This is a genomic window from Bacillus cereus group sp. BfR-BA-01310 (assembly GCF_022664325.1).
GTDB classification, from domain to species: domain Bacteria; phylum Bacillota; class Bacilli; order Bacillales; family Bacillaceae_G; genus Bacillus_A; species Bacillus_A paramycoides.
In genome coordinates this window covers 113,643-129,747 of record NZ_JAKUHD010000003.1, presented here as the reverse complement: position 1 = coordinate 129,747, position 16,105 = coordinate 113,643, and the positions used below count along the sequence as shown (strand labels likewise).

Here is a 16,105-nt window from a genome sequence, read left to right as displayed (position 1 = left end):
ATACTACAAAGATGTAGATAAATCATTATCAACGCCTATATTATACGATTCTCCTTTATAATTCAATATTTTTAAGGAAATTGTTACTCTTAAAATGTGAAAATCTGATGAAACTTGACAAATTACAACAAAGTATTAGATAATGACTGTTTATTTTTCTATTACATAATCAAAAAGAAAGAAAATCCCTCTACAATTAGAGGGATTTTTTTCTTATAATATAATCGCAATTAATCCACCAGATCCTTCATTAATAATTCTTTCTAGCGTTTCTTTCAACTTATATCGAGCGTTTTCTGGCATTAGAGATAACTTCGCTTGAATTCCTTCTCTAACAATGGAGCTGAGAGAGCGCCCAAATATATCAGAATTCCAGATTGATAGCGGATCATCTTCAAAGTCCTGCATCAAATAACGAACTAGTTCTTCACTTTGTTTTTCAGTACCAATAATCGGTTCAAATGTTGATTCTACATCCACTTTAATCATATGAATAGACGGGGCAACAGCCTTTAATTTAACACCGAATCTTGAACCGTGACGAATAATTTCCGGTTCATCTAAACTCATATCAGCTAACGCAGGCGCCGCTACTCCATATCCTGTTTGTTTTACCATACGTAAAGCATCTGCCACTTGATCATATTCTGTTTTCGCATGAGATAAATCGAGCATAAGTTTCAATAAATGATCTTTCCCTCGAATCTCCACTCCTACTACTTCTTTTAAAATTTGATCATATAATTCATCTGGTGCATATAAATCAATCTCCGCTACCCCTTGCCCCATATCAATGCCAGCTAAACTTGCTCGATCAATAAATTCATATTGACTAAACTGCCAAACGACACGATCCACATCACGAAGACGTTTTATATCCTTCACAGTCTCTTGAACTGCTTCTTGATAACTTTGGCGTAACCAATGTCCTTCATTTAGCACCATAACCCAGCTTGGAAGGTTTACATTCACTTCTAAAACCGGGAACTCAAATAGTGCTTCTCGAAGTACATTATACACATCTGTTTCTCTTAAACTCTCAACACTCATTGCAATTACTGGGATATCATATTCTTCAGATAAACTTTGACGTAACTGCTCTGTATCTGGATGGTATGGCTGCACTGTGTTGATAATCATAATGAAAGGCTTTCCTACTTCTTTTAACTCATTTACAACGCGTTCTTCTGCCTCTATATAATCTCTCCTTGGAATTTCACCAATCGTTCCATCTGTTGTAATAACTACACCAATTGTTGAGTGCTCTTGAATTACTTTACGCGTTCCAATTTCTGCAGCTTCATGGAATGGAATAGGCTCTTCATACCAAGGAGTATTAATCATGCGCGGGCCGTTCTCATCCTCATAGCCTTTTGCTCCTGGAACTGTATATCCAACACAATCTACTAATCGAATATTCACTTCAAGACCTTCATCTACTTCGATAGAAACCGCTTGGTTTGGAACAAACTTCGGTTCCGTCGTCATAATTGTACGACCAGCAGCACTTTGAGGCAGTTCATCCTGCGCTCTTTGACGGTCTGACTCATTTTCAATATTTGGAATAACAACAAGTTCCATAAATTTTTTAATAAACGTTGATTTCCCTGTTCGAACAGCTCCTACAACTCCAAAATAAATATCACCGCCTGTGCGTTCCGCAATATCTTTAAAAATGTCTACCTTTTCCAAGTGATTCCCTCCCTCGAAATTTTTGGGAATAATTCCACATTTATAGTCAACTAATACCTTCTCTAACGTTGCCTATAATATCTGATATAATATAATGGTATTCTAGAAATCCGGACAATATATCATATAATTTTGTCCAATTTCATATGACTATTTAAAAAATACCTTTTGTTTGCATCGCAAGTTGTATAACATAAAAAACCTTTCTTCTAGAACTTATTCGCTAAAAGAAAGGTTCATGACTTATGATTTAAAAAAAATTGGTTCTCCGTCCTTTACTGTATACGGTAAAGAATATGCAGGAACAAATGGGGAATCTTTCGATAGTATATTCCGAATATCTTCCCCTTCCTTAAATTGCCCTTCATTTTTTTTCAACGCTTCATATAAGTCAATTCTATAATCAACGAACACTTCACCTTTTTCATTGATTACAAGAGGAAGTCCCTTTCCAGAATATGGACTTGTCACTTGTGGTACATCTTTATATCCTAGTTTTTTGAAATCCAATTCATAAACACCATCTGTAATTACTTTTTTAAAAGGTGGATATTGATGTTCATCACGATACATCTTAAGCTTTAATGTCACTTCTTGAATTTGTTCCGCCATCCTAACATCAATTAACTTTACTGTTGGATTTGTTTCAACATCTATTAATACATATTGATATACGCCACCACTTTCATATGCATTCCCTGGTGCCTCTTGTATGTATCGAGGAGCAATTTTTTGAAAGTCAATTGGATACTTCTGATAAATCGGTGTACTCATATCACGTGTCTTAATTGGTAATAAACCATCAGTTTGTTCCCTATATGTAGTAATGGCTTTTTGTACAACTTGTAACTGATCTTCATAAGGAATAGCATTTTGTTTCATATTTTCTTTTGGATACATACACCCTGTTAAAATGCTTATGCAACAAAATATTAAAATAATATAGATTTTTTTCACTGACAATCACCTTTTCATGCTAGTATGGACTGTTCCTTTTGTAACATTTATCAACTACACATCCTCTATTGCTCAATAGGACCACTAAATACAACAAGAAAAATAACAATTCCAGATACAATCATGAGGGTGTACGCTACTAACGCTGTAATCCCTTTCAAAAATTTATTCTTCATTTTATGCCTACTTAATAAAATAAAACTTACCGCAAGAAACATAAATCCAATTGAACCTAAAGCAAACCACATTTTTATAAGCCCTTCCGACATATATACACCCCTTTACTTTTTAACTATTTTTATACTATTTTAACAAATTAAAATCTTTAAACAAATAGAAATCTGCATTTTACCGTGAATTAACAAAATTTAAATAAAATAATAAAACCGAAGCACGTTATTTCGCGCTTCGGTTGACCAAATATGCCCTTAACAGCTCTATTCCCATTCTTTCATGACTATCATATGCATTCTCTAAACTCTTTGTTTCTCATATTTTACTTTTTAAACATTTTACTTAACGAGCTAAAATCCGCTGGCATATTATTGTTAATGATTGCTTTTACAATTTGATCCTCTTGCTCTTTTGGCACTTCACGTCCTGCCATTAGAGCAACTTGATGAATCAATTGGCGAAGCACTTTCTCATCACGTAAGTTCGCATTTTGAACAGACGACGCTAATTTAAAAATATCTTCTTTGTTCACTTTCGCTTCTTTTTCAATGTTACTAAAAATGTTGTTATCCATTCTTTTCACCCTCTCCTCAAGTTACTCTTCATCCTATGCAAAAATGAAAAATTGGTGAAAAGACCCATAAAAAATAAAAAAACGGTAGAAGTACGAAATGTACTTCTACCGCTTTTTTTATAACAAATCAGGTATCGCTTCAACTTCATGTTTTCGAACACGTCCCATCAATGAGCCTACTGCATATTTTACATTATTCTCATTGAACAACACGTCATATAAAGCCGCTGTAATCGGCATTTCAACTTCCATTTTCTCTGCCAGCTCATGGGCAGCTTTCGTTGTTCGTACACCTTCAACAACCATACCCATGCTTTCTAACACTTCTTCTAAAGAGTGTCCTTTTCCAAGCATATTTCCTGCACGCCAATTTCGGCTATGCACACTTGTACAAGTTACAATTAAGTCACCCATACCAGTTAAGCCAGCAAATGTAAGTGGATTTCCGCCCATCTTTCTTCCTAAACGAGCAATTTCCGTTAAACCACGTGTCATTAATGCCGCTTTCGCATTATCACCTAATCCAAGTCCGTCAGTTATTCCGGCAGCTAGTGCAATAATATTTTTTAAAGCACCACCAAGTTCAACTCCAACGATATCTGGATTTGTATATACACGGAAATAGCTATTCATAAACAAATCCTGTACTCCCTCAGCCGCTTCCATACGTTTAGCTGCGGACGTGACAGTTGTCGCTTGACGTAAACCTACCTCTTCAGCATGGCTCGGTCCAGACAGTACAACAACATCTTTGATCAAGTTCTCTGGAATTTCTTCCTCAATCATTTCCGAAATACGTTTTGACGTGCCTGGTTCGATTCCTTTACTTGCATGAATCCAAGTAATTGGTTCTGTAACAATTTCTTTCATCTCTTGCAATACGTCTCTGTACGCTTTCGTCGGTACTACTAGCAGTACTGTGTTTACATCTACTAATGCTTCTTCTAAAGAAGAGTAGGCTACGATTGTGCTTGGCAATGTAATCCCTGGAAGATATCTACTGTTCTCATGCTTTGTATTAATTTCATCCATGAGTTCAGAACGGTTTCCCCAAATACGTACATCATGCCCATTGTCAGCTAATACCATCGCTAACGCTGTTCCCCAGCTACCTGCTCCAATTACTGTGATTTTTGTCATAAAATCACATCCTCTCCATTAGTCTCTTGCTCTAGCGATAATGTGAATCGGCGTTCCTACAAAACCGAACGCTTCACGTAAACGATTCTTTAAGAAGCGCTCATATGAAAAGTGCATTAATTCTGTATCGTTTACAAACACAACAAATGTTGGTGGTTTTACCGCAACCTGTGTCGCATAGAAGATTTTCAGACGGCTACCATTATGAGTCGGCGTTGGATTCATCGCTACCGCATCCATAATTACATCATTTAATACATTCGTTTGTACACGGATACTATGGCTTTCATTTACTTCATTAATAACCGGTAATAATGTTTGTGTACGTTTTTTCGTTTTCGCAGATAAGAATACAATCGGCGCATAATCTAAAAATTGGAAATGAGCACGAATGTTTTCTTCAAATGCTTTCATTGTTTTCTCATCTTTCTTAACTGCATCCCATTTGTTTACGACGATAATAACAGCTCGTCCTGAATCATGAGCATATCCAGCGATTTTTTTATCTTGCTCAATAATTCCTTCTTCTCCGTCTAAAACGACTAAGACAACGTCAGAACGTTCTATCGCTCTAAGTGCACGAAGTACACTATACTTTTCTGTACTTTCGTATACTTTTCCTTTTTTACGCATACCAGCTGTATCGATGATTACATAATCTTGACCATCTTTACTATATGGTGTATCGACAGCATCACGTGTCGTTCCCGCTACATTACTTACAATTACACGTTCTTGACCAAGAAGTGCATTTACAAGTGATGATTTCCCTACGTTTGGACGTCCAATTAAAGAGAAACGGATTGTTTCATCGTCATACGCTTCTTCTTCAATCTTTGGAAAATGATTCGCAGCCTCATCTAACAAATCACCTAGTCCTAAACCGTGCGTACCTGAAATTGGGAATGGCTCGCCAAATCCTAATGCATAAAAATCATAAATATCACTACGCATTTCTGGATTATCAACCTTATTTACCGCAAGTACAACAGGTTTGTTCGAACGATATAAAATTTTAGCAACTTCTTCATCAGCTGCAGTTACACCATCGCGACCATTTGTCATAAAAATGATAACATCTGCTTCATCAATCGCTACTTCCGCTTGTTGACGAATTTGTGTCAAGAACGGCTCGTCTCCAATATCAATTCCACCTGTATCAATAATGTTAAATTCATGATTTAACCATTCTCCCGCACTATAAATACGGTCTCGTGTTACACCTGGAATATCTTCTACGATTGAAACTCTTTCTCCAACAATTCTATTAAAAATAGTAGATTTCCCTACGTTCGGGCGGCCTACTATCGCTATTACTGGTTTCGGCATATACTTTCATCCTTTCATCTTGCTTCTGTTTATTATGTAAAAAACCCTTCTTTGTGCAAGAAGGGATTTGCATTCCAGAATATTTCTCAACGTATCAAAACACCTCACATTATACCACACGTTGCTAATGTTTCACAATAATATATACATTCTCTTGTAAGCGATGCGCAATACCATCTAAAATGGCTTCTAAATTATTTGCAACAAATTCTAGTTCCTCTGTCGACTCACAAACAAATAAAGGGGCACCACCCGCAAATTTTCCCGGCGTTGTTGTAATAACTGCGAGAATAACACTTTCTAACATCATCTCTTATCTCCCCTTCCCTTCGGAGCTTCCGATGACATATGAACAGCACTCTCTAATGTTGGGACATTTCCAATTACCCCTATCGCTTTCTCTGCATCTTGATCTTGCGGAAGAACAAAAATCCCGACTCTCCCATCCTCTAAATCACGCTTCGCTAACGGCACAAGTGCCGGTGTACCAGAATCTTTATATACCCCTAAAGCAACAGAAACATCATGTAAAATAGCTTGACGTTGTCCTAAATTCGCGATTGTAACCATCGCATCGATCGATTTCGGCTTTAAAATAAAGCCCATTCCATATTTCATAATTTCTTCTTGCCTTGCTGGCAATCCAATATTCATAATATAAATATTATCAATATAAAGTCCCGCCCCTTCAAAATGGAGTGGAACATGCTCAATCTCTACAAGATCATGGAGCCTTTTACCAGACATTAGTATTTTCGAGATAAAAAATGCTATTATACCAGTTATTATCCCGGCAATCCACGAATGGAATCCTATATACGCAAACGTTGTCACAAACGACGTTAACATCGCCAAATAGTTACGACTTTCAAATACTAATGCAATTCCTTCAATGTATGTATTGCCACGCGGTACGAGCTCATATCCATCTAATTGTTGAAGTGTATTTCTTTCCATGTTGCGCACATCACGAAATTGCGTCGCTGCTAATGTAAGAAATGTAATTGCAGAAAAATCTTTTTTCAAAATAGACGGGATAGCAATCGCTCCTAAAGCCGCTGCAATTAAACCCATCGCAATATGAATAATTTTTCCATGAAGCCTCGTCGGATATTGCCTCGTATCTGTGCGAAGCATTAACACCCTGGTTACTGTCCCTGCAATTACGCCACATAAAATGGCTGGTGTATATTCAGTCATGTATTACCCTCGTCTTTCTTTTACGTGTTTTCCGCTTAAACTGTTCCATGTATACTGATGCTTTTGCAATCCAAAATAAAATTGCCATAAATAATGTAGAAACGGCGACGATATCAAAAAATGCTAAACTACCGTAATCATAGGGAAAATTTAGTTTCCGAAAAATAAGTGTCACTAGCAATTCCCCTTGTAACATCCCTATATATAAGGAGCATAATCGTAATATGCGATCCCCATGTAATAAAACCGATGCATACACAAGAGCACTACTTAACAAAAACAACCTATCAACCACGATCCAAATCGGATCATATACTTCTAACAAATGAAAACTTGTATATAACATTGCAATAATAAGTGCCGAAAGTAAGGTATGTAATTTTTTCCAAATAGAATATTGCACGATTCCTACAAAAGAGATAAAACAAAGTAAAAGAGCATTTACTGATACCGTGAAAGAAGCGATCGTTACATTTAATGGAGAACAAATAATAAACAGCAATATAGCAGCACTTAACTTCCAGCGAATAGATTCCTTTTTCATAAAAAACGTCACGACAATCCAGCCTATCCAAGCCACAAAATAAAAAGAACTCCCATCCATCGTTACACCTCCTATGTTTTCCATTATGGGAACTTTTTATAAAACTTAATCCTTCTTTTCTTTGTGCATAGTTTTTCTCATAACAGCAACACTTTTAAGTAAGGAGGTGCTATTCATTATGGGTAAAGATCGCCAAGAACGAAAACTAAGAGAGTCACGCCGTGTTGAATCGGATCGCGACCAATCACTTCAATATCCAGGTGCAACAAGTCTTGATACACCGGAGCAAGCTCGAAAGCAGAATCAGCACTAAAAATACAAAAAGACGGTTTCAGCGTTGTATGAAACCGTCTTTTTGCGTAATTATTTTAATAAATTCTATTCATAATATAATTCTTTTGTTTTCGCATTATAAACTCGATTACTTGACGTGGCATCAATCGTAACTATGTCTGTTGTTTTTTAGGATATGTAACAACATAATACGTATGAAGAGATGAATCTTTACTCTTCACTTCTACACGTACATAATGCGACTCCCCTATTTCTTTTAACTTTCGTTCAATATCTTTTTTACGCCTGTAATATCTTCTTTTTCTTCTTTAATTTTCCTACTCGCAATGGTATTTCCTTGATCAGAAAGTAATACCACTTAAGCATCACTTAAACTCACTTCATTTGGTATATTAAAATAATAACTTACATACAAATCTTCCGATGGGTTATTTTTGTCTCCTCCTAATTCCCTCGGAAAAATTAGCGCTTCCATTCCACTTCCTGCATTCACCAATGGATTCCTATACAATTTATTCCCGACTGCGATTGCAATATTCGCCGTTTTAATTGTCGATTGTACTGTTGTTGAACTAGAACCCCCTTCTCTTACATTTGAAGTTAGTGAAATTTCAACTTTTTGATTATATCCAAAAATCGCTGTATCTTCTCTTATATTCCGTGCATGGATATTAACATCTTCACTATTATACGTAATACGTCCTATTGTATTTTTACTATTTGAAGATATATTTTCTCCTTTTTTGTTAACATCCTCCTCTCCTAAATTATCGTAAGTTTTTTCTGTTTTTTTTGACCATTAAATAGCAATCTCTTATCTTGTTTTATCGCTAACCAGTTATATTGAAAAGTTAGCACTCGTTCTGCTTTCCCATTCGTATAATTCGTTTTATACATCATTGAATACGTTAATTCATACTGTTTATCTTCGATCTCTTTAGTATCATCTATCTTAACGTCTAATGTTACCGATTTAAAATCCTTTCTCTCGTTACACAATTCTATATAAGCAGTTAAACCTTTATATGCTTCATCTTGATTCGCATCTATAAAATACGCGATTAATTCCTCGGCAACACTTTTCCTTTCATTTGCACCACTTTCAATAAGTCCAGCATACGCGATTAAATCTTTCTTTACCTCATTCTCAGAAATAATAATACTTTTATTTTTGACCTCTTCATTTTATAAAAAGAAAAAAACCAACCAAGCGGTTGATTTTTTTATCTCCTACTATAACGCGCAGTATCAATACCACGCTGCATTAACCAATGATATGTTTCACCTTTTACAACAAGAGGTACAGATTGTAAAGCTTCTATCGTCTTCGCACCAAGTGCCGTCATGATAAATTTCAAATCCGTATGGAATAGATCGATTTCATCAATTAACTTCTCGACACCGTCCTGCATTAAAATACGTAAAAAGTATCCAGCAAACGCCGTTGTATTCGCCCCTAATGCGATTGCTTTTGCGACATCAAGCGCTGTTTGTATGCCTCCAGATGCAATAAGAGAGAGGTTATTATTTGTAGAGGATGCTTCAATGATCGAGGTAGCTGTTTGTATGCCCCAGTTATTAAAATAAGAAAGCATTCGCTGTCTTCTTTCGTTTTCAACAGCAGCAAAGTTCGTACCACCTTGTCCGCCGATATCAACCGCTGTAACCCCTATATTTACTAACTGTTGCACCGTTTCCTTACTCATCCCAAAACCTACTTCTTTTACAATGACAGGAACTTTGCTCTTTAAAACAATTTGCTCAATTCGCTGAAGTACCCCCGTAAAATCACGGTCTCCTTCAGGCATCGTTAACTCTTGTATAACATTTAAATGAATTTGCAGTGCGTTTGCTTCAATCATATCAACGGCACGCTCTGCCTGTTCAACAGTTGCCTCACTACCCAAATTAGCAAAGAAAATACCATTTGGGTTTACCTTTCTGATGATCTTATAAGAGGCCGCCTCACTTTCATCTTTTAACGCTGCCATTTGCGAACCTACAGCCATTGCAAGTTTGTGATGTTTCGCTACATATGCTAATTGCTCATTAATATGTAACGTTTGCTCTCCACCACCACCAGTCATCGCATTGATAAAAATCGGCGAACTTAGTGAAAGTTCGCCGATTTTTGTTTCACATGTTACACTATCAACACTTGAGTTTGGCAAGCTTTGATGCACAAACTCAATGTCATGAAAGCCATGTGTACGAGACTGTCCAGTAGAAAGAGCGTATTCAATATGATCTAATTTACGTTTTGCCCTTACCACTTGTACCCCTCTTTATTTCTTTAATTTTTTCAGTTGTTCACCGATAATATCACTTAATTGGAACGTTGCAGAATCAGAATTCGGCTCGTATTGGCTATAATCTTCTACTACATTATTTTCTTCAAGCGCTTCTTTTATGCTTAAAGAAATACGTTTTTCTGCCACGTGTACTTCAAGTACTTTAACCGTTACTTCCTGTCCCATTTCTAGTACTTCATTTGGATTTTTCACATGACGATTTGCAATTTGAGATACATGCACAAGACCTTCAACGCCAGGTAAAATTTCAACGAATGCACCGAATGTAACAAGACGTTTTACCACTCCCTCGCGAATATCTCCAGCTTTTATTTCACTAGCAACATTTTCCCAAGGTCCTGGCTGAGCCGCCTTAATTGATAAAGAAATACGCTGTGTATCTGCATCAACAGATAACACTTTCACCTTTACCTTTTGACCTTGCTCTAATACTTCAGAAGGTTGTTCCACACGTTCGTGTGAAATTTGTGAAATGTGAACTAAACCGTCCACACCGCCTACATTTACGAATGCACCAAAATCAGTTAATCGTTGTACTGTTCCCTCTACGATATCCCCTTCTTTCAACGAAGAAATCGCTTCTTTTTTCTTAGAATCTAGTTCTTGTTCTACTACCGCTTTATGCGAAAGGATAACACGATTTTTTTCACGGTCTAATTCAACAATTTTCACCGCTAACGCTTTCCCTTTATATTCAGTAAAATCTTCTACATAATGCACTTCTACAAGTGAAGCTGGAATAAAGCCACGAACACCAAGATCCACAACTAAACCACCATTCACGATATCCTTTACAGTAACATCAAATACATGACCTGAAGTAAATTTCTCTTGTAATTCTACCCAAGCTTTTTCTGCATCAACAGCTCTCTTAGATAATACAAGATCATCATCTTCTAATTTAATAATTTTCAATTCAAGAGTTTGATCTAATTCTACAACATCGCTTGCTTTTTCAATATGAACGTTAGCTAATTCACTAATTGGAATCACACCATCTGTTTTGTATCCAATATTTACAAGAACTTGTTTCTCTTCAACTTTCGTTACAGAACCTGTAACAACGTCACCAACTTGTAATTCTTTTGAATTCATAACTTCTTCATTCATTTTTTCTACCATGGAAATACCTCCCTACAGAATTGACAAAGCATTTTTATGTATATACGAAATGAAAACTAATGTTTTCATTTGCATGTTATAAGAATTTATCATCACATACTCATTTTCAATACATTTTACAAGAAAATCTATTAAACCTATATAAATAGTATACAGCAAAATCGTCTTGAATAAAGTATGTTTTGAAATATAATAGCGAATATATTCTGACAGTTTTATTCCTCTCTAACTAACTTCTTATAAATCGACTCATTTGTCAAGACAAGCGACTCATAATTCACTTATCCTTTACAATTCTAAACAAACAAAAAAGAAAGAGGATTATCCTCTTTCTTTATTTTGCAAACACCCCTGAAACAATCCCCATAATTTTTTGGACAACTTCTTCAATTGATAAAGAAGTTGTATCTAATTCCAATGCATCATCGGCTTTTTTTAGAGGAGACACTTCACGCTCTGAATCTAATTTATCACGCTGAGCAATTTCTTCTTTTAACTGCTCTAAATTAGAATCGAAACCTTTATTCATATTTTCTAAATGTCTTCTTTCCGCTCTTTCTTCTACAGAAGCAAGCATAAAGATTTTCACTTCAGCATCTGGTAGTACATGTGTACCAATGTCACGGCCATCCATTACTACACCGCCTTTTTTAGCTAATTCTTGTTGGCGACGTACCATTTCTTCACGAACAAGACGATGTTTTGCCACTATAGATACTCGATTCGTCACATCAGGCGTACGAATAACCTCAGAAACATCTTGTCCATTTAAAAATACAAGTTGCGTATTTTCTCCTTGCTGAAATTCAATATTCACATTTTTTACAACTTCCATTAACTTTTCTTCATTTTCAATATCCACTTTTTGTTCAAGGGCTGCATATGTAATAGTACGGTACATTGCACCTGTATCAATGTAAACATATGAAAGTTTTTTTGCAACAACTTTTGCAACTGTACTCTTTCCAGCAGCCGCTGGACCATCTATAGCAATCGAAATTCGTTTATCCATTGTAACACCTCATTTTTTACTTATAATACAAAACGAAAAGCAGGTATTCGCCCCCTGCTTCTTCTCGTTTGCTTCACGTCATTAAATCCTCAATTATTGTAGCATAATCCATCATAGAAGAAAATGAAAACTACTTATTCACCTTTAAAATTTCCGTCTTATTTTTCGTGACGACACCTTCGTAATAAACAATTTTTGATAAATATTTCACTGAAGATTTATGTATAAAGAGTAGCTGTACAACAGAAAGACAAATAAATTGAATTAGCAATATACGAATAAATATTTTCTCCACTTTTTTCAAAACACTCGCTCCTTTCCCCTCTATACTCACGCATCTAATTTCATAAATTTATATAAATAAAACTCCACCTAATAGCCACTTCGCGCAACGCACATGAAGTAATTAAGTTTATTGTCATTTTCTAAGCGTACTTTTATACATTTTCATTGTCGAATTTACTCAAAACATGTTATGTTCTAAATGTATTTTTTAACTCGAAAGGGGTATAAGCATTGAAAAGAATCCTAGTTTTACACACAGGTGGAACAATTGCAATGGAGGAAGATAAAGAAACTGGGGTCGTACAACCAGGCGAAAAAAATCCTCTTTTGAAATTTATTCCTGATTTAGAAGGCGATGTTGATTTAATTGTTGAAGATGTGTTCCATCTTCCATCTCCTCATATGACTCCTAGCGAAATGCTACAACTACAAGTCATCATTGACGAAAGAGCAAAACAAGACGATATTCATGGCGTAGTCATTACGCATGGTACGGATACATTAGAAGAGACAGCTTATTTTCTTGATTTAACAGTGCAAGCAACTATTCCAATCGTTGTGACAGGGGCAATGCGTTCTAGTAACGAATTAGGTGCTGATGGTCTATACAACTTCTTATCCGCTGTAAAAGTTGCTAGTAGTAATGAAGCTGCTGAAAAGGGCGTTCTAGTTGTATTAAATGATGAAATACATTGCGCAACAAATGTAACAAAAACACATACAAGTAATGTTGCGACATTCCAAAGCCCGCAATACGGACCAATCGGTATGGTAACGAAACGTGGTGTTGTTTTCCATCATGCTTTAGTGCATCACGAAACATATACAATACGACAAATCTCTAAAAACGTTGTCGTTCTAAAAGCATACGCAGGTATGGATGATACATTATTATCAGCAATCGAATCACTACCAGTAGACGGAATTGTTATCGAAGCGCTCGGACAAGGTAATTTACCTCCAAGAACACTCCCTAGTCTAGGACGATTAATAGACAAAGGAATTCCGGTTGTATTAGTTTCTCGTTGCTTCAACGGTATCGTTCAAGACGTATACTCTTATGAAGGTGGCGGAAAACAATTAAAAGATATGGGCATTGTTTTCACATATGGCTTAAACGCTCAAAAAGCACGAATTAAATTACTAGTCGCACTAGAGAATACAAATTCTCACGAAACAATCCAAAACATGTTTATGCACGAATAAAAAGAAGCTGTCGAGGTTTTCGACAGCTTCTTTTTATTGTCTTGATGCAATGGTTTGCGCAATCGCATCTCCATGGAATCTTCCGTTTTCGATAAATATTTCATTTGCATTATTTCCCGCAGCAATTACACCTGCAATAAAAATATTTTCAGCGTTTGTTTCCATACTGTCTTCTGTATAAATCGGGCGCCCTGTTTCTTCATCAATCCGAACTCCCATTTTTGTTAAGAAGCTGTGATCCGGATGGTAACCAGTCATAGCAAATACAAAATCGTTTTGAATTGTATGCGCCTTACCCTCTACTGTATATGTTAACGTATGTTCCGTAATTTCTTTTACATGCGCATGAAAATGCATTTGAATTGTTCCATTTCGTACTAATGCCTCAAATTCCGGCAAAATCCATGGCTTAATACTCGGTGAGTATTCCCCACCACGGTATAACACCGTTACACGTGCACCCGATTTAACAAGTTCTAACGCCGCATCTACACTTGAATTTTTACCACCTATTACAACGACATCTCGATCAAAATAAGGATGCCCTTCTTTGAAATAATGCGCTACTTTTTCTAGCTGCTCGCCAGGTACATTCATATAATTCGGATTATCATAATATCCAGTCGCTACAACAATGTACTTCGCCACATATATTTTTTTACTTCCGTCACGCTTCGTCGTTTCAACTTTAAAAACATCACCATCTTTTTGGACTTGTTCCACGCGTTCAAATGCATTTACACGCACCGACTTACGTTTTACTACTTCACGATAATATGCAAGTGCTTGATTACGAACTGGTTTACGGTTCTCTGTAATGAAAGCAACTTCACCAATTTCTAATTTTTCACTAGAAGAGAAAAATGTTTGATGGGTTGGATAATTATAAATTGCATTTACAATGTTTCCTTTTTCAATTACTAATGGATTTATCCCTACCTTTTGTAGCGAAATTGCCGCTGCTAATCCACATGGGCCGCCTCCAATAATAATAGCTGTTTCTTTTTGCATACTCGATTCACTCCTAGTCTTCTGCCTCTACTCTATTTATATAAACAAGAAAAAACCTACTTACAGCAGTAGGCACCTATCTTTATTGTATTCATTTTTCTTATATTTGTCATCTAAACGAAACATACATCCGATAGACATCTGCTAAAAACTGCTGAAATTTTATTCCTTGTTGCCCTAATACATTTTCAGGGTCAATTTCCCGAGTAGGATCAAGTGTTTTATGTGACACAATATCTTTTTTCGGATTCAAACCGAAATTTTGACATAAATAAGCGTGATACCATGTAAAACGGTTATACGCTTCCCAAAAGTTAATCTCTCCCCCATAACAAAGTTCAACTCCAATAGCAACCTTATTCGCATCATAACCATACAAATCATTATCAGTCGGTGCATTATACCTAACATGATATGCCACTTCATTTATCGGAATAATTTCTAATATTGTTTTGTCATCTATAAATGTATGCGCTGAAGCTTTCGGCTGTATTTCATTAAAGTAATCCCGATTTCCTATCGCATTGCTACCAGGATTCCCGGTATCATGACTAACAATAAATCTTACCTTTGAAAGAGGAATTCCTGGTCGTGAACTTCCGTATCCAATATAGTTGCGCTCTATAGGGAACAGCGCCATCGCTATCAACTCCGCTCTAAAAAATTACCTTTCTTCCTTATATATGTATTCGGTGGCAATGTCCATATAGCATATTTCTTACGCGAAGAGAGTATCGAAAATATTTGATGTGAACACCATAAATAATAAAATACTTACAGCTACTCCATAAAAACCGTAAAACCAAATACAATCTTCTTTCGTATCTAAACCGAAAAACTTATTTACTGATTGTAATAATGTACCACGCTTACTATGTTTATTTCGTAAAACTTCCACTCGTTCTACAACATCTGCTGGCATCATAAATCTTTGGTCTACTGTCATTTTCATCATTTATCTCTCCTTAAAATCATTTCCGTTTTGTTTATCTAAGGAAAGTATAGCACGTTTGTTCGTACAGAACAAGCGTTCTTTTTTATTTTTATTCTATTTTTCACCAATCTACGTAATAATTCCAAATTCTACAGCGATAATCGGCCCTACAGCAAACACTCCAAAAACAAAATGTAATAGACCCTCTCCAATAATCCGAATGACACTAGTTCTCTGAGCATTTTTAGTTCTTCCTAGCTCCCTTTCTAATTGTTTTACTCTTTCTTCTAATTAACCTACTTGATCCATTATTTCATTG

At 36.0% G+C, this 16,105-nt stretch carries 18 protein-coding genes and 1 pseudogene; 2 read left to right on the top strand and 17 right to left on the bottom strand.

Annotated elements, in window-relative coordinates; all coding sequences use genetic code 11:
* Nucleotides 1-213: 213 nt before the first annotated feature.
* From spoIVA to MR109_RS08655, 9 genes are all read right to left on the bottom strand, one after another.
* A complete protein-coding gene (gene spoIVA, locus MR109_RS08695; protein ID WP_000416521.1) occupies nt 214-1,692 on the bottom strand; it encodes a stage IV sporulation protein A in 1,479 nt (492 codons plus the stop codon).
* A 243-nt stretch (nt 1,693-1,935) separates the two neighbouring features.
* Nucleotides 1,936-2,649: a hypothetical protein gene (locus MR109_RS08690; RefSeq protein ID WP_048370432.1), complete on the bottom strand. Its 714-nt coding sequence runs from the start codon at nt 2,647-2,649 to the stop codon at nt 1,936-1,938.
* 65 nt (nt 2,650-2,714) lie between these two features.
* Nucleotides 2,715-2,918, bottom strand: a complete 204-nt coding sequence (locus MR109_RS08685; RefSeq protein WP_002171155.1) for a DUF2768 domain-containing protein — start codon at nt 2,916-2,918, stop codon at nt 2,715-2,717.
* A gap of 227 nt (nt 2,919-3,145) precedes the next feature.
* Nucleotides 3,146-3,397: a stage VI sporulation protein F gene (locus tag MR109_RS08680; RefSeq protein WP_002171154.1), complete on the bottom strand. Its 252-nt coding sequence runs from the start codon at nt 3,395-3,397 to the stop codon at nt 3,146-3,148.
* Between the two features lie 117 nt (nt 3,398-3,514).
* Nucleotides 3,515-4,537: an NAD(P)H-dependent glycerol-3-phosphate dehydrogenase gene (locus MR109_RS08675; RefSeq protein ID WP_025147237.1), complete on the bottom strand. Its 1,023-nt coding sequence runs from the start codon at nt 4,535-4,537 to the stop codon at nt 3,515-3,517.
* Nucleotides 4,538-4,555: 18 nt separating this feature from the next.
* Nucleotides 4,556-5,866, bottom strand: coding sequence for a ribosome biogenesis GTPase Der (gene der, locus MR109_RS08670; protein WP_025147238.1), 1,311 nt, complete (start codon nt 5,864-5,866; stop codon nt 4,556-4,558).
* A 124-nt stretch (nt 5,867-5,990) separates the two neighbouring features.
* Nucleotides 5,991-6,176, bottom strand: coding sequence for a capping complex subunit for YIEGIA (locus MR109_RS08665; protein WP_048370434.1), 186 nt, complete (start codon nt 6,174-6,176; stop codon nt 5,991-5,993).
* Nucleotides 6,173-7,066 (bottom strand): YIEGIA family protein, encoded by an 894-nt coding sequence (locus MR109_RS08660; protein ID WP_025147239.1) that lies wholly within the window; start codon nt 7,064-7,066, stop codon nt 6,173-6,175. The genes MR109_RS08665 and MR109_RS08660 overlap by 4 nt, the downstream gene beginning before the upstream one ends.
* Nucleotides 7,059-7,670, bottom strand: coding sequence for a YphA family membrane protein (locus tag MR109_RS08655; protein ID WP_242271774.1), 612 nt, complete (start codon nt 7,668-7,670; stop codon nt 7,059-7,061). The genes MR109_RS08660 and MR109_RS08655 overlap by 8 nt, the downstream gene beginning before the upstream one ends.
* A 118-nt stretch (nt 7,671-7,788) precedes the next feature.
* Between MR109_RS08655 and MR109_RS08650 the strand changes: the two genes are divergently transcribed.
* Complete coding sequence (locus tag MR109_RS08650) at nt 7,789-7,923, top strand: YpzI family protein (protein ID WP_000513901.1); 135 nt, start codon at nt 7,789-7,791, stop codon at nt 7,921-7,923.
* A gap of 1,204 nt (nt 7,924-9,127) precedes the next feature.
* On the opposite strand, the gene fni is transcribed toward MR109_RS08650, so the two are convergent.
* From fni to MR109_RS08630, 4 genes are all read right to left on the bottom strand, one after another.
* Nucleotides 9,128-10,177 (bottom strand): type 2 isopentenyl-diphosphate Delta-isomerase, encoded by a 1,050-nt coding sequence (fni, locus tag MR109_RS08645; protein ID WP_178940411.1) that lies wholly within the window; start codon nt 10,175-10,177, stop codon nt 9,128-9,130.
* A gap of 12 nt (nt 10,178-10,189) precedes the next feature.
* Nucleotides 10,190-11,338 carry a 30S ribosomal protein S1 gene (rpsA, locus tag MR109_RS08640; RefSeq protein WP_071721164.1) on the bottom strand — a complete coding sequence of 383 codons (1,149 nt, stop codon included), beginning with the start codon at nt 11,336-11,338 and terminating at the stop codon, nt 10,190-10,192.
* Between the two features lie 334 nt (nt 11,339-11,672).
* Nucleotides 11,673-12,350, bottom strand: a complete 678-nt coding sequence (gene cmk, locus MR109_RS08635; RefSeq protein WP_002171142.1) for a (d)CMP kinase — start codon at nt 12,348-12,350, stop codon at nt 11,673-11,675.
* Between the two features lie 130 nt (nt 12,351-12,480).
* Nucleotides 12,481-12,654, bottom strand: coding sequence for a DUF5359 family protein (locus MR109_RS08630; protein ID WP_082147772.1), 174 nt, complete (start codon nt 12,652-12,654; stop codon nt 12,481-12,483).
* Between the two features lie 212 nt (nt 12,655-12,866).
* Here MR109_RS08630 and ansA point away from each other — a divergent pair, with 212 nt between their 5' ends.
* Nucleotides 12,867-13,841, top strand: coding sequence for an asparaginase (ansA, locus tag MR109_RS08625; RefSeq protein ID WP_071721169.1), 975 nt, complete (start codon nt 12,867-12,869; stop codon nt 13,839-13,841).
* 33 nt (nt 13,842-13,874) lie between these two features.
* Here ansA and MR109_RS08620 read toward each other — a convergent pair whose 3' ends face one another.
* The 4 genes and pseudogenes from MR109_RS08620 to MR109_RS08605 form a co-directional block, all read right to left on the bottom strand.
* On the bottom strand, nt 13,875-14,852 hold the full coding sequence (locus tag MR109_RS08620) for a YpdA family putative bacillithiol disulfide reductase (RefSeq protein ID WP_048370447.1): 978 nt from the start codon (nt 14,850-14,852) through the stop codon (nt 13,875-13,877).
* A gap of 109 nt (nt 14,853-14,961) precedes the next feature.
* Nucleotides 14,962-15,492: a peptidoglycan recognition protein family protein gene (locus tag MR109_RS08615; RefSeq protein ID WP_242271771.1), complete on the bottom strand. Its 531-nt coding sequence runs from the start codon at nt 15,490-15,492 to the stop codon at nt 14,962-14,964.
* Between the two features lie 78 nt (nt 15,493-15,570).
* The gene (locus MR109_RS08610) at nt 15,571-15,807 is read right to left on the bottom strand and encodes a DUF3961 domain-containing protein (protein ID WP_242271770.1); all 237 of its coding nucleotides are present in this window, start codon (nt 15,805-15,807) and stop codon (nt 15,571-15,573) included.
* Between the two features lie 108 nt (nt 15,808-15,915).
* Nucleotides 15,916-16,095: pseudogene (locus tag MR109_RS08605) on the bottom strand (hypothetical protein).
* Between the last annotated feature and the right edge of the window lie 10 nt (nt 16,096-16,105).

Bases quoted from the DNA above. Each gene is read 5' to 3' on its own strand.
- MR109_RS08685 (WP_002171155.1), bottom strand. From the start codon at position 2,918: ATGTCGGAAGGGCTTATAAAAATGTGGTTTGCTTTAGGTTCAATTGGA.
- MR109_RS08680 (WP_002171154.1), bottom strand. From the start codon at position 3,397: ATGGATAACAACATTTTTAGTAACATTGAAAAAGAAGCGAAAGTGAAC.
- MR109_RS08675 (WP_025147237.1), bottom strand. From the start codon at position 4,537: ATGACAAAAATCACAGTAATTGGAGCAGGTAGCTGGGGAACAGCGTTA.
- der (WP_025147238.1), bottom strand. From the start codon at position 5,866: ATGCCGAAACCAGTAATAGCGATAGTAGGCCGCCCGAACGTAGGGAAA.
- MR109_RS08665 (WP_048370434.1), bottom strand. From the start codon at position 6,176: ATGATGTTAGAAAGTGTTATTCTCGCAGTTATTACAACAACGCCGGGA.
- MR109_RS08660 (WP_025147239.1), bottom strand. From the start codon at position 7,066: ATGACTGAATATACACCAGCCATTTTATGTGGCGTAATTGCAGGGACA.
- MR109_RS08655 (WP_242271774.1), bottom strand. From the start codon at position 7,670: ATGGATGGGAGTTCTTTTTATTTTGTGGCTTGGATAGGCTGGATTGTC.
- MR109_RS08650 (WP_000513901.1), top strand. From the start codon at position 7,789: ATGGGTAAAGATCGCCAAGAACGAAAACTAAGAGAGTCACGCCGTGTT.
- rpsA (WP_071721164.1), bottom strand. From the start codon at position 11,338: ATGGTAGAAAAAATGAATGAAGAAGTTATGAATTCAAAAGAATTACAA.
- cmk (WP_002171142.1), bottom strand. From the start codon at position 12,350: ATGGATAAACGAATTTCGATTGCTATAGATGGTCCAGCGGCTGCTGGA.
- MR109_RS08620 (WP_048370447.1), bottom strand. From the start codon at position 14,852: ATGCAAAAAGAAACAGCTATTATTATTGGAGGCGGCCCATGTGGATTA.
- MR109_RS08615 (WP_242271771.1), bottom strand. From the start codon at position 15,492: ATGGCGCTGTTCCCTATAGAGCGCAACTATATTGGATACGGAAGTTCA.
- MR109_RS08610 (WP_242271770.1), bottom strand. From the start codon at position 15,807: ATGATGAAAATGACAGTAGACCAAAGATTTATGATGCCAGCAGATGTT.